A 13,513-nucleotide genomic window follows, 5' to 3' on the forward strand; every position below is an offset into this window, starting at 1 on the left:
CAACCGATAAGCAGTCACGACAAGACAGAAAACAAGGAAGGAGACAACATGGATTACCGTTTATTGACGTTCATTTCAGCAACAGGCCCGCGTGCCGGCATCCTAGTGGGCGAGCGTATCTATGACGTGGCGCACGAGACCACCGTGTCTTCGTGGAGCACCGTGCTCGGCATCCTGGAGCAGTGGAGCATGGCCGAGAGCGCGCTCGAGGAAGCTGCCCGCCGCATCGAGGCCGGGGCCGCAAGGTCGGGCGGCCAGCCGCTTGCGCAAGGCCACCTGCTCGCCCCGGTGCTGCACCCCGGCACCATCTACTGTGCCGGCGCCAACTACAGCGATCACCGCGAAGAGATGGCGCGTGCGCTTGGCCTGGAGCCGAGCCCGGATATGAAGGAGCTTGGCGAAGCGCCGTGGCACTTTATCAAGACGGGCCGCAGTTCCGTGGTCGGCCCCAACGCCGCCGTCACGCTGCCTGCCTACTCCAAGACCGTCGACTGGGAAATCGAGCTTGCCGTAGTGATTGGAAAGCCCGCCAAGGACGTCCCGGTGGAGAAGGCGCTTGAGCATGTTGCCGGATACACCATTGCCAACGACCTGTCGGCACGCGACGCGATGCGACGGGCCAAGATGCCGCCGACAAGCCCGTTTCACCTGGACTGGATTGGACACAAGAGCTTCGATGGTTCATGCCCGATCGGGCCTTGGATGGTGCCGGCGAGCCAGATCGCCGATCCGCATCGGCTTGCGCTCAAGCTCTGGGTATCCGGCGAGCTGATGCAGGACTCGAGCACGGACAAGCTGATCTTTGACATTCCAGAGCAGATCTCGATGTTGTCGTCGCGCGTCACGCTGCAGCCTGGCGACATGATCCTGACCGGCACGCCGGCCGGCACTGGCGCGCCGCAGAAGCGCTTCCTTCGCCCTGGCGAAACCGTGCGGCTGTCAATTGAAGGCATTGGCGAGTTTGAACACAGCATGGTTTGAACCTGCGCTGTTTCCACCGATCGCTTTGCCATCTCAATTGCAGGAGAAGACCACACATGTCGGGCCTCAAATCAATCATGCTGTCCACGCTGGCTGGTATTGCGCTATGCGGAACAGGATCCAGCGTAGCAGCGGAAGAGTTTCCATCCAGGGTCGTCCGGGTGCTGTCTCCGTACGCACCAGGGCTGGCTCCGGACGTCGCGCTGCGCATTGTCGCGGGAAAACTCGAGCGGAGCTGGCAGGGGAAGCCGGTCGTGATCGAATCGCGCCCCGGTGCGAACGGCACGCTGGCGATCGGTGCTGCCAAGAAGGGCGACGCCAGCGGGCACACTTTGCTGCTGCTCGGCCATTCCCATCTCACCATCAATCCGGTGCTGCATTCGAATCTCAACTATGACGCGCAGCAGGACTTCATTCCGCTGGGCATGCTCTACCGGGCGCCGTTCTATATTTGCGTGGCGACAAACAGTCCGTACAAGACCGTGGGGGACTTGCTTGCCGCGGCCAGGGAGAAACCCGGCAAGCTGACCTACGCAACCAGCTACATCGGAAGCCCTTCGCACTTTGCCACCGCCAAGCTCGAATTCATGACCGGCACGGATATGCTCCCGGTCCACTATGCGACCGAAGGCACGCAGGCATATACCTCGATTGTCAATGGCGATGTGGTGTTCACGCTGGCGTCGGCAGCATCTGTCGAGCCGCTGGTGAAGTCCGGCCGCCTGCGCATGCTTGCCACGACTTCTCCCACGCGCGTGCCCAGTCACCCGGAGGTTCCCACCATCCGCGAATCCGGTGGGCCGGCGGACTACGAGTTCGAGACCTGGTCGGCTCTGGTGGCGCCGCGCGGCACCTCGGAGAGCGTGGTTCGCAAGATTCGCGCCGATATCAGCAAGGCACTGGCTGACCCCGAGGCGAGGGCGCGCCTCCAGTCCCTGGGCTTTGAACCGGCGCGGGAACGCACCCAGGAAGAATTCTCCTCGCTCATTCGCGATGACCTGAAGCGCAACCAGGACCTGATCAAGCGCACCGGCATTTCGCTGCAGTAGCGGTTGGCAGCGGGCCACTTCGCCTCACAGATCAAGGGATTCTGGGAGCTGCCGCGGGCGACCGCGGCAGCATCGCAACGCGTGTACTGAATTGTGAATCCATTGCGGGAGAATAACGTGTACGGCCACGACAAGAACGATGTTGATGAACGAGAAGCGCGGGATGGCGCAGGACGCCCGGCCGCACCAGCCGATCGCGGCGGCTTTTCCAGGCGCGATTTTCTGCGAGGCGGCCTGGCCGGTGTAGGCGCCGTGGCGGGTGCCGCCGTGGCTGGCAACAGCCTTGCACAGAAGCCGGGGGGCATGGCCCCGGTTCATGGCCGTTACGGCGCGGCGGAGGCGACCGTGCCAGGACGGAGGATTCTGCTGAAGGGTGGGATCGTACTGACGCTTGACAAGAAGGTAGGCGACTTCGAAGTGGCGGATGTGCTGATCGCGGGAAAGAAGATCGTCGCAGTTGGCCCGAACCTCAAGGCCGAGGCGCAAACGATCGACTGCTCCGGCACCATTGTCATGCCAGGATTCATCAGCACCCATCATCACCAGTATGAAAGCCTGCTCCGGAGCCTGACCACCGACGTGCTGCACATCCGGGACATTCCCACCGACGCCGAGCAGCCAAAGGCGGCATGGCCGCTGGAGACCTATACCACGGTGGTCCAGCAGATCTGGACTCCAGGCCGCATCCCGAATCCCGCCGGCGGCGGGACGCCCGTATGGGATCTGGGGCGCCCGCCCTATGATCCCGAGGATTGCTATCTCGCGGAGTTGCTTGCGAGCCTGAGTCAGATCACCCAGGGCATCACGACCAGCACTGACACCTCGCAGTCGTCGCATACGCCTGCCTATACGGACGCGATGATCCAGGGCCTGATGGATTCAGGGCAGCGCGCCGTCTTTGCCTATTCACCGGGGACTGACAGGTCCGCGCAGTTTCCGGACCAGCCCTATGAATGGCCCGGCCGCAGCGGCGATACGTCGTTCGGCCTTGGCCGGCTGGCCAAGAAGCACTTCAGCTCGCGCGACCAGCTGGTTACGCTGGGCGCATGGGCGAGCTGGAAGCCGGTGGTCGATCCCAGGACGAAGCAGGTGCAGAGCTATACCGGGTGGCAACTGGCGCGCGAATTCGGGGCGTTGATCAACAACCATGCCGCGCATGGCCAGATGGTCGAGGACATGGCAGCCGATTCGCGCAACGGCACCGACTGGTCTGACGTCACGCTGGTGCACTGCAACCTCTGGCAGGACGAGCCCGTGGCCCAGATCGGCGTCAACAACGTCACCTCCCGGGCCTGGCAGATCTTGTCCGAAAGGGGCGGGCATGCGTCCATTTCGCCGCTGATCGAGATGCAGATGCGGCACGGGATGCCGCCGTTCCAGCTATGCCTGAACTATGGCATCTTGCCCAGCCTGAGCCCGGATATCGAGGCGAACATGACGGCGAATCCGTTTTCGCTGATGCGCAGCGCGTACACACTACAGAGAGGCCTCGCCAATGACCTGGTCTATCTGCTCAGTGACCCGAACCAGCTCTCGGTGCCGCAGCTGGTGACATCGCGGCAAGTCATCGAGATGATGACGGTCGCCGGCGCGGCCGGTTCCGGGCTGCTGGACAAGGTTGGGACACTGACGCCGGGCAAGGAAGCCGACATTGTCATCCTGGACGCGAACACCATCAATACCGCGCCAATGAACAACGTGCCCGGGACGATCGTGACCCTGATGGAATCGCGCAACGTCCGCGACGTGCTGATTGCCGGCAAGGTCGTGTACCGAAACGGCAAGCTGGTCGGCTGGGATGTCGGCAAGCTGGTGCGCGATATCAACAAGGCCCGCGACCGCATCCTGGCGCGCATCAACGGCCCGGCGCTGGTTGGCTCCATTCCCAAGGGCCTGAACAGCCAGTCCGATCCCTACCGGCCGAACTTCCTCGGGTCGAACGGGTATCACGGACAGAACAAGACCGCGCCGGAGTACGTGCTGCGGCCGTAGTCGCACGCAACTTTCTGGCGGCCGGTGCCGGGACACCCCTACAGGCCCGGCCCGCAGTCATCCTTGATCCAGCTTCCATGGTAGCGGTTCGGCCAGGCCGAACCTGCCATGGGGACGGCCGCGTGCGCCGTGGAGAAATCGAATTCCGATCACGCGTCTTTGCGTGCCAAAGATGGAAGTGATCTGCCTTTCCTTTGTCGTCTTACAGATTTTGAGCAGGTAATTTGTTCTTGGAGGAGCTGTCGCCGGGAAGTACGAGGGCGGTTGGCCGGCGGCAAGCAAATTATTCTTACATGTGGAGAGCATTGGACATGAAGAGATCACAGGCTTCGCTGGCGGCACTGACGCTGTTTTCCGGCGCCGCGTATTCGCAATCGAACGTCACCTTGTATGGCGTGCTGGACGCCAATATCGAATACGTCAGCAATATCTCGCAGACCCCCACGACCGTGAATCCCGCCACCGGGCAAGTCAACGCCGGTCCTGCGGAGAACAAGATCGGGCTTTCCAGCGGCGCGCTGTCCGCTGCGCGCTGGGGCCTGCGCGGGGCTGAGGACCTGGGGGGAGGCATGCAGGCGGTGTTTTCGCTAGAGAACGGCTTTGGCGTGGACGATGGCAAGCTCAAGCAAGGCGGCCGCTTGTTCGGACGCCAGGCCTTCGTTGGCCTGAAAAGCGGGCTTGGCACGATTACCTTCGGCCGCCAGATGACGGCGCTCAGTACCGCGCTTGGCAATTACTCGCCGACGGCATTCGCGTATCAGTATGAGCCCGTTGATGTGATGACCGGCGTGAACTACCGGTCAGACAACACCGTCAAGTATGTGGGAACATTCGGCGGCCTCACCGCCGCGGCGCACTGGACCTTCGGCAATGGTGCCGCCGGCGCGGGCGAGGTGCCCGGCCAGTTCCGCAGGGATAGCGGCTACGGTGCCGGCCTGTCCTATGACAGCGGGCCTTTCGGTGTCAGCCTTGCCTATGACCAGTATGACCCGACCATCAATGCCGCGACCGGCGCCACCGGGAAGTTCCGCAAGGCTGCCAGCGCGGTCAAGTACAGCTTCAAACGAGGCGTGGTCATGGCCGGCTATCGTTGGGAAAAGAACCTGTTCCCTGACGATTCCACGGCATTGCGCGATGACTTCTGGTGGATTGGCGGCAACTACGAAGTCCTTCCGGCGCTGACCCTGACGCTGGCGTACTACTACCAGAACATGAAGACCCTGAAGCTGGTGCCGACAGCGCCGACGACCAATCCGGCAAATCCCTGGCAAGTGTCCTTCATGGCCGACTACAATCTTTCCAAGCGGACTGACATTTACCTGACCGCCGCCTACGCCAAGAACGCCGGTCTGGCGCTTCACAATGCCACCCTCGGCTTCGCGAACATCTATGCGCTTGGGCAAGGCAAGAACAGCATGACGGGCGTGGCGGTCGGCCTTCGACACAAGTTCTGACCTTTGCCGAAGGGCGCGGTGCGCTGATGACGCGCGAAGTGAAGCAGGTGCAGACCAGCTCCTCTTCGCGCAATGCTTGCGAGCCGCCTGCGGGCATGTGGAGGTATCCTCGGCCTATCTGGCGTTCGTGAAGGCGGGGATACCGCTGCGCGCATTCGCCTGCCTTGCCAGCTCAAGCTCCTGCGCCGAAGCATGGTCGCGGTCCCAGGCCAGCACCTTCGGCGTCATCAGCTTGTGCCATAACGGCGGAATCATCGCGATCACCATCGTTGTCAGGTAGCCGTTGATCATCATCGGCGCCGCCGGAAAAGGCCGCAGGTCCTGGAAGGGCACCTCACCCTGAGCATGATGATGCGAGTGCCGGGTCAGGTTGAACATGGCCCATGAGCTGACACGCTTGTTGGTATTCCATGAATGGTGCGGCAGGACCGGCGTATCCGGATCGCGAACCATGCCGTAGTGCTCCATATAGTTCACGACCTCGAGCAGGGCCTTGCCAAGGAGTGCGCTCACGGCAAAATAGCCCGCGCCTTGCCAGCCACCGCTATGTGCTGGCCAATCCGTTCGCCGGGATCAAGGTGCGGGGAGGGTGGCGGTCGGCGGCGCTGGACAGCTCGCACGCGTTCACCGAAGGCGAATGGCTGCTGATCCGCACCATTGCCGGCGGCCTCGAGTGGTCCTATGGCTGGGGCGGCCCGGCGGCCCAGCGCCTGCGCTTTGTGCTGGACTTCGGCTACGCCACCGGACTGCGCGCCAGCGAACTCGTCGGTGCGAGGCTCGGCGACGTTGAAAGCGATCCCCATGGCGACCATTGGCTCAAGCTGGTTGGCAAAGGAGCCAAGACCGGCAAGGTGGCACTGCCACCGTTGGCGCGCCTGGCGCTCGACAGCTATCTGGTGGAGCGAGGCCTGCCAGTCACGCCGGCGCGATGGGACCCGCATACCCCGCTGATCGGCGGCCTTGGCCAGGATCCGGCCAGCGGCATCACCGGCACGCGCCTGTGGGGCGTGTTGCGGCGCTTCTTCAGGCAAGCGGCGGACTTGATCCAGGCGGATCACCCTTGCGCCGCCGATAAGCTGCGGCAGGCGAGCCCGCACTGGATGCGGCACACCCATGCGACTCATGCACTGGCGCGCGGCGCGGAATTGACGACAGTGAGGGACAACCTGCGCCACGCCTCGATCTCGACCACCTCGATCTACCTGCACGGCGACGAGATGAAACGGGCACGGCAAATCGGCGCGGCGTTTTCCGCGCCCTAGTGGCTTGGTGCGATGGCCCGGAGAACAGCCGGGGAGTGGAGGGCGCTCGAGCCGGTCGAACGCCATTAGCCGGAATCGCGGTCTGCAACGGCTATATCGATTTCTTTATCGCCGCATACCTTTCAAGGGTCTCTTTCCGCGCAACTTCGTGCTGCACGATCGGGGGTGGATAGTTCTCCCCAAGCTTCACCCCCGCTGTAGCCAGTACATTCGCAGGCGCCGTCCATGGCGCATGGATGTACTTGTCCGGCATCTGTGCCAGCACCGGCAAGTACTTGCGGATAAATCGCCCCTGTGGATCAAATCTCTCCGATTGCTTGACCGGATTGAAGATACGGAAGTACGGCTGTGCATCGCAGCCCGTTGACGCAGCCCACTGCCACCCGCCGTTGTTGGCCGAGAAATCGAAATCATTGAGCTGGTCGGCGAAATATTGCTCGCCGCGTCGCCAGTCGACGCCGAGATCCTTGACGAGAAAGCTCGCAGTCACCATCCGTAGACGATTATGCATGTAGCCGCTCTGGCGGATCTGCAGCATCGCGGCGTCGACCAGCGGATAGCCGGTTTGCGCGTCGCACCATGCCTGAAAGTACCTGTCGCCCGTGACAGAGTCGACCCACTGCAGCGCATCGTATTCGGGGCGGAAAGACTTGCCGTCGGCCACGCGGGGATGGTGGTGGGGGATCATGAAATAGAAGTCGCGCCAGATCAGTTCGGATAGCCAGACGGCCGCGCCGGCGCTTTCGCTGCCGCCGCGCAGTACGGCGTCAAGCGCGGCTCGCGCCAGCGTGCGGATCGAGATCGTGCCGAAACGCAGGTGTACCGACAGGTAGCTTGGGCCGCGCAGCGAGGGGAAATCTCGCCGGTAGCCATAATCGCCGATGCGGTCGATGAATTCATCGAACAGTGCATGGGCGCCATCACTGCCGGTGGGCATTGCAATCTCGGCAAGATTGCTGACAGCGAAGCCGAGATCGTGCAGCATCGGCGAAGCCTTTTGATACTGGCGGGGCACCGGTGCCAGCGCGCCCAGATACTTGTCGACTGGATACGTTCGAAGGTCGAACGGCTGCACTGCGCGTAACCACGCATTCTTGTACGGCGTGAAGACGCTGAACGGCTGGCCTTGGCCGGTCAAGAGCTCGTCAGCCTCGAAGATAACCTGGTCCTTGAATGTGAACAGCACCCGGGAGTCGGAAGCCAGTGCCTGACGCACGGCCGTGTCACGCCGCTTCGCGGCAGGTTCGTAGTCGTGGTTCGTGAAGACGGCTTCGGCATCGAGTTCGGCCGCCAGCCTGGGAATGGCATCGCGCGCGATATCGTCAAGCACGATCAGGCCGCCGCCCGAGTCGGTCAGCGTCCTGCGTAACGGCTCTAACGAACTCAGGATGAACTCTACACGTCGATCGACCTTGCGTCCGCGTGCAATCAGCGGGTCAAGGATTTCGCGATCGAAGACAAACACGCACCACACTTGGCGGCAGTGCTTGAGGGCATAGTGCAGCGCTGCATGGTCGTCGGCGCGCAGGTCGCGCCGGAACCAGACTAGGCCACGCGCGAACTCCAGGTCGATTCGGTATGGCAGGCGTCCGGTGCCGGCTGTTTCAGAAGCAGGAGAAAGGGGTTTCGGCATTGCCGAAATTTAGTCCCATGTAGCGTTGTCGCACAGCCCCATTTGCGGGTATTGCCTGCACCGCAGCTTGGCAGGATCAGCGTGACGCCAGAAACCGGGCTGCCTTCTGATGGATCCTGGAAGCTGAGCCGTACGTTGATTGACCGGCGATAGCCTGCATATTCCGCACGGATTCGTGCCCGTTCCCACCCGACATACCGGATGCCAGCAGATTGGTGGATTTCCGGCGGCTTTGGATGCGCTGCGAAGATCTCGCCGACGCGATGATCGCCTCGATTGGTTAGCGCGCGGTTGGCCGCAGCATGTGGGGGAAAGTGAGGCCGGCGCTACCGTAAGGTGGAGATAGGGCTTGGCAGAAGATTTGTGCCTGGAGGTGCCAACCGCCTGTTTGACCGCGCGCCGCTTCAATTCTTGAACTTGTGCGGCGCATCGTATATTTTCGAGGGGCGTTCCGGTGGTTGCCGCCGTGCCGGCCGGTGCCTGTCACGATGATAGGATTCATACAAGCCACCCTCGATTACGCATGCCCGGAATAAGGGCTGTCAACCTCGTCCGTGCAGTGCGCGCGTGACCCTGCGCAGTTGCTTATCGCTGCCCCCTTGCTCCTGCCCATCAGAAAGGAGCTGCCATGGATGCAGTCCGGACATTGCTCGAAACCCAGCCCCTGCTCACGCTGTTTCTCACGGTTGCACTGGGCTATGTCATCGGCGAGATCAATATCAAGGGCGTGTCGCTCGGTTCGGGCGCGGTGCTGTTCGTGGGGCTGGCAATCGGCGGGTTCGCGCCGAAGTCCGCGCCGCCTGCCATCCTTGGCACCCTTGGGCTGCTGCTCTTTCTCTATGGCATTGGGATCCAGTACGGGGAGCAGTTTTTTAAGGGTCTGACCAGCCCCGATGGCATCAAGGCCAACGCCGCCGCGGTCCTTGGCGTGGTTGGCTCCGGACTGGTCGCGGTTGCGTTGGTGCCGCTGGTCGGCGTGAAGCTAGACGAGTCGCTAGGCATGTTCGCCGGCGCGGGCACCAGCACGGCAAGCCTGCAGGCCGCGATGGCGGCGATGAAGAGCGACGGCGCCGCGGTGGGCTACAGCGTCGCGTACCCGGTCGGCGTGGCAGGGCCGATCCTGTTTCTGTATGCCCTCACTGCGCTGCTCAAGCCGAATATCGTGCGGCCGCCGCCAAAGCTGATCGAGACCGCCGAGATTGTGCTGTCAAACGCGGCGTTTATCGGCGCGCGGCTGTCGGAGCTCGTAACCTGCCTGCCGGACGGGGTGGCCATTGCCGCCGTGCGTCGCGCCCACCACAACCAACCGTCCGCCGACGACCTGGTCCTGCAGGCCAACGACGTGCTGCTCGCGATCGCCACCGACCCGGCCGTGCTGCGTGAAGCAACCTCGCTGTGCGGGGAACTGCAGCCGGGCCGCATGACGAGCCATCGCGAAGACCTGGACTATATGCGCGTGTTTGCCTCAAGCCGGCTCGTGGTCGGGCACACGCTGCGCGATATCCGTTTTCCCGAAGGCATGGTCTGCTCGATCGCCCACGTGCGGCGCGGCGATACCGACCTGATGCCCAGCGACGACCTCATCCTCGAGTTCGGTGACCGCGTCGGCCTGCTGGTCAATCGCGCCGACATGAAGGCGATTCGCGTGCTGTTCGGCGACTCCATCAAGGGCACCGCCGAACTGAGCTTTATCTCGATCGGCATCGGCGCAGCCCTCGGGCTGCTGGTGGGGCTGATCCCGGTGCCGATTCCCGGCGTCGGCACGCTGGCGCTGGGGCTCGCCGCGCTGCTGCTGGTCGCCCTCGTGCTCGGCCGGGTGCGCCGTCTCGGGCCGTTCGTCTGGACCATGCCGCTGTCGGCCAACCTGGTCCTGCGCAACTTCGGGCTGACTATCTTCCTCGCACAGGTGGGCATTGCGTCCGGGCCGAAGTTCTTCGCCACCATCGGCGTGACCGGGGTGTCCTTCCTGATCTATGGCGTGGTGATTCTGCTTGCCCTGCTGCTGATTACTGCGATTTTCTGCCTCTGGGTCTTCAGGCTGCCGTTCGACCTGGCGGTAGGTGTGATCTGCGGCGCGACCGGCAATCCCGCCATCCTTGCCTTTGCCAACCGCGTCGCGCCCACCGACCGGCCCGACCTCGGCTACTCGATGATCTTCCCGTCAATGACCATCGTGAAAATCCTGTTCGTACAGGTCGCCGCCACACTGGCTGGCGGATAGTGCAGCGCAACCTGGGCGAAGCGCGCCATGCGATTCGCCGCGGAGACACATCATGGAAATCGCCGTCTTCAGCGCAAAGTCCTACGATCGTCAACATCTCGATGCCGCGAATGCGGCCGAAGGCCATCAGCTCAAGTACTTCGAAGTTCCCTTGGACAGTGAGACGGTGGGCCTCGCCGCGGGCCACGGCGCAGTGTGCATCTTCGTCAATGACCGGGCCGATGCGACCGTGCTGGAAGCGCTCGGACGCGGCGGCACCAAGCTGGTCGCGCTGCGCTGCACGGGGTTCAACAACGTCGACCTGAATGCCGCGCAGACGCTCGGGATCAAGGTAGTGCGCGTTGTCGACTACTCGCCCAACGCGGTCGCCGAGCACGCGGCGGCCCTGCTGATGGCGGTCAACCGCAAGATCCACCGGGCCTACAACCGCACGCGGGACTTCAACTTCTCGCTCGAAGGCCTGATGGGCTTCGACCTGTGCGGCAAGACCGTGGCCGTGATCGGCACCGGCAAGATTGGGCGCGTGTTTGCGAAAATCATGGTCGGGTTCGGTTGCAACGTGATCGGCTACGACAAGTACCCGTCCCCGGAATTCGAGGCCCTTGGTGGACGCTACGCGGACGAGGGAGAAATCGGCGCAAGCGCGGACTGCATCTCGCTGCATTGCCCGCTCACGCCCGAGACCCATCACATCATCAATGCCGAAACGCTGTCGCGCGCCAAGCCGGGGGCCTTGCTCATCAACACTAGCCGCGGCGGGCTGATCGACACGGAAGCAGTCATCGAAGCGCTCCGGAGCGGGCAACTCGGCGGGCTGGCGATCGACGTGTACGAGCAGGAGGCGGGCCTGTTCTTCCGCGACCTGTCCGGCACCATCGTCGACGACTCCGTGCTGCAGCAGCTAATCACGTTTCCTAACGTGATCGTGACCGGACACCAAGCCTTCCTCACGCGCGAGGCCGTGACGACCATTTGCGAAACAACCTTGCGCAGCGTGACGGAGTTCGAAAGCGGCAAGCCGCTCACGAACGAAGTCGGTGCCGGTTGAACACGGCTGTCGGCCTCAAATCGTGCCCCGCTAATGGCTTAAACCGCTCCCCGAAAAGCCCACGGTCGGGAGAAGGGCGCATAAAGAAGATTGCGGGAAATTCAAGCCGCTCGAAGGGAATAGGGCAGCAAGGTCAAGGAAGCCAAAGCCGCGATGACCCTGGCGTGGTGGAAATTCTTGCATCGACTTCAACGTTGCGAGCCGTCCTCCGTGGCTCCGCAATGCGCCTGGCTGCCCGCTCCGGCGAATGAACTTGCGAGCGAGCTACTACAAGGCAATTTGCATCAGCGTCCCGACATCGGCTGGGGGACGGTTGAGTTCCTGCGAGTGCATTACGGCAGGCGGCAGGTCAGAAAGGTTGATTGGCGCGAAGCCGAGGCGCGCGAAATAGCCGGATGCGGTCTTGGTCTGCAACACGATTGATGCGACCCCTTGCAGCCGGGCGTCTGCCACGATTGCGGAAAGCAGAAGCTCGCCGAGACCTACAGACCTTGCGCGCCGCGCAACAGCCAGTCCTCGAAGAAGTCCTGTTTCCCCATAGCGCTCCACGCCGGCACATCCGAGAAGCCCGGCATTGTCGCGGACCATGATGAAATGGGTGATATGTTCGCGTACCCCCTCGACGCAAAGTGAGGAAGCACGCAGGAGGGCCTCAACCTCAGGCCAATCCTTCTCAGTCGCATAGCGGGGACGCATGACATATTCCTTCATGCAAAGTTCGTCCCCGTCATCCTACTTTTGCCGGGATGCTTCCGCCCGTAGGGATTCTTCTTAAGTAGATTTGCTATCTCCCGGAAGCAGTCTGGCTGGCATGGCGGGCAGACAACATTCTTGCTCTTCAGCGGAGTTCTTTTGCGATGGCATGCGAGCGCGAAGTCCCTTGCCTGCGTCAGCCGGTGGCCCGACATGCAGATGCCCCCCAACGTATCGCTGTTGGGACAGCATGAACTGGCTAGTTCCAGATGAGCGTGGCTTCTTGCAGCAAGTGACCAGGCAGGATGTAGTCGCCGTACTCGATAGCGAGTGCCTCGAGTTCGCACAGACAGTCCTCGGATAATGCCGTCATGTCGAACCGGCAGTAGAGGTGTCGCTGTCGGAATGTGAGTTTTTCTCCGCGGAGCCCTCTGGCTAGCGCATCTGCAGACTCCACACAGACATGTTCGATGGTTCGGAACTGTACGACGATGCCGCGCTGTTGCCCAAGTCGTCCGAGTTCGAGCGCGTCTTCCCACGCGGTTTCATAGTCTAGATCGACAGTACTATCTATGCGCGAACTGATGTGCTCAAGCGCGCTTGCTCGATCACGTGCGACGTATACGCTCATAGGGGAGTCTCCCCGATGGGGTCTTTGTGGAGAAAAAAATATTCCGAAATAGGGGGCTGGGCAACCCCACGCACGCTCCAGCCGCAGCCCGAACGCATCAGATATCGTGGGCATCTGAAGATGGCCGATTCTGATTGCGCCGGGGGATCAGCGAGGAAGCCCGGCAGACGCTGATGAATATCCACCGTAGTAGCGACCAGCCACTGTCGTTGCTGCTGATGGATATCCACCACTTCAAGCGCATCAATGATCAGCACGGACACCTGGTGGGTGACCGCGTACTTGCTCGTTTCGCACAAACCGTGGGCCGGGCCGGCGAGCCGGCGCTGGCCGGTCCCTGGACGAAGGCAAGACAAAGCCGAAAGTGCCACGGCGAGAGTTGAGGCGTTTGCGGAAAGCAGGGCTAGGCGTCGTCAGCGGAAACCGCATGACCTTGATCCCGCAAGGCCTTTGTCCAGCGCTTGATGCGTGCACGCAGACCATCGCTAACGATCGAATCATCATTTAACATAATATACATTATGCGTCCTTCGAGTGTAAGGGCCAAAC

Annotated in this window: 12 protein-coding genes and 1 pseudogene; 8 read left to right on the forward strand and 5 right to left on the reverse strand. The window is 62.4% G+C overall.

Going from position 1 to position 13,513, the window contains the following annotated elements:
• Nucleotides 1–48 precede the first annotated feature (48 nt).
• The 4 genes from CF68_RS35115 to CF68_RS35130 all read left to right on the forward strand — a co-directional run bounded on the left by CF68_RS35115 (nt 49) and on the right by CF68_RS35130 (nt 5,476).
• Nucleotides 49–981: a fumarylacetoacetate hydrolase family protein gene (locus CF68_RS35115; RefSeq protein WP_035828279.1), complete on the forward strand. Its 933-nt coding sequence runs from the start codon at nt 49–51 to the stop codon at nt 979–981.
• Between the two features lie 56 nt (nt 982–1,037).
• On the forward strand, nt 1,038–2,030 hold the full coding sequence (locus tag CF68_RS35120; RefSeq protein WP_035828281.1) for a tripartite tricarboxylate transporter substrate binding protein: 993 nt from the start codon (nt 1,038–1,040) through the stop codon (nt 2,028–2,030).
• 345 nt (nt 2,031–2,375) lie between these two features.
• Nucleotides 2,376–4,022 (forward strand): amidohydrolase family protein, encoded by a 1,647-nt coding sequence (locus CF68_RS35125; RefSeq protein WP_235206002.1) that lies wholly within the window; start codon nt 2,376–2,378, stop codon nt 4,020–4,022.
• 311 nt (nt 4,023–4,333) lie between these two features.
• Entirely contained in the window at nt 4,334–5,476 is a 1,143-nt protein-coding gene (locus CF68_RS35130; protein ID WP_035828284.1) for a porin, read from the forward strand.
• Nucleotides 5,477–5,590: 114 nt separating this feature from the next.
• Here the strand turns inward: CF68_RS35130 and CF68_RS35135 are convergent, their stop codons facing one another.
• Nucleotides 5,591–5,989 (reverse strand): fatty acid desaturase, encoded by a 399-nt coding sequence (locus tag CF68_RS35135; protein WP_084187611.1) that lies wholly within the window; start codon nt 5,987–5,989, stop codon nt 5,591–5,593.
• 17 nt (nt 5,990–6,006) lie between these two features.
• Here CF68_RS35135 and CF68_RS35140 point away from each other — a divergent pair.
• Nucleotides 6,007–6,738: pseudogene (locus CF68_RS35140) on the forward strand (tyrosine-type recombinase/integrase); the annotation flags it as partial.
• A 91-nt stretch (nt 6,739–6,829) separates the two neighbouring features.
• Here the strand turns inward: CF68_RS35140 and CF68_RS35145 are convergent.
• Nucleotides 6,830–8,371 (reverse strand): deoxyribodipyrimidine photo-lyase, encoded by a 1,542-nt coding sequence (locus tag CF68_RS35145; RefSeq protein WP_051591835.1) that lies wholly within the window; start codon nt 8,369–8,371, stop codon nt 6,830–6,832.
• A 628-nt stretch (nt 8,372–8,999) separates the two neighbouring features.
• Between CF68_RS35145 and CF68_RS35150 the strand changes: the two genes are divergently transcribed.
• Complete coding sequence (locus CF68_RS35150; RefSeq protein WP_035828286.1) at nt 9,000–10,592, forward strand: aspartate:alanine exchanger family transporter; 1,593 nt, start codon at nt 9,000–9,002, stop codon at nt 10,590–10,592.
• A gap of 52 nt (nt 10,593–10,644) precedes the next feature.
• Complete coding sequence (locus CF68_RS35155) at nt 10,645–11,640, forward strand: 2-hydroxyacid dehydrogenase (protein ID WP_035828288.1); 996 nt, start codon at nt 10,645–10,647, stop codon at nt 11,638–11,640.
• Between the two features lie 267 nt (nt 11,641–11,907).
• On the opposite strand, the gene CF68_RS35160 is transcribed toward CF68_RS35155, so the two are convergent.
• The 3 genes from CF68_RS35160 to CF68_RS39085 all read right to left on the reverse strand — a co-directional run bounded on the left by CF68_RS35160 (nt 11,908) and on the right by CF68_RS39085 (nt 13,221).
• Nucleotides 11,908–12,351, reverse strand: coding sequence for a GNAT family N-acetyltransferase (locus tag CF68_RS35160; protein ID WP_084187612.1), 444 nt, complete (start codon nt 12,349–12,351; stop codon nt 11,908–11,910).
• 241 nt (nt 12,352–12,592) lie between these two features.
• Complete coding sequence (locus CF68_RS35165) at nt 12,593–12,964, reverse strand: hypothetical protein (RefSeq protein ID WP_035828292.1); 372 nt, start codon at nt 12,962–12,964, stop codon at nt 12,593–12,595.
• Nucleotides 12,961–13,221, reverse strand: coding sequence for a hypothetical protein (locus CF68_RS39085; protein WP_304413132.1), 261 nt, complete (start codon nt 13,219–13,221; stop codon nt 12,961–12,963). The genes CF68_RS35165 and CF68_RS39085 overlap by 4 nt, the downstream gene beginning before the upstream one ends.
• Here CF68_RS39085 and CF68_RS39090 point away from each other — a divergent pair.
• Complete coding sequence (locus CF68_RS39090) at nt 13,138–13,347, forward strand: diguanylate cyclase domain-containing protein (protein ID WP_304413131.1); 210 nt, start codon at nt 13,138–13,140, stop codon at nt 13,345–13,347. The two genes, CF68_RS39085 and CF68_RS39090, sit on opposite strands and share 84 nt — an antisense overlap.
• Nucleotides 13,348–13,513: the final 166 nt, after the last annotated feature.

This window comes from Cupriavidus sp. SK-4 (assembly GCF_000611125.1).
GTDB classification, from domain to species: domain Bacteria; phylum Pseudomonadota; class Gammaproteobacteria; order Burkholderiales; family Burkholderiaceae; genus Cupriavidus; species Cupriavidus necator.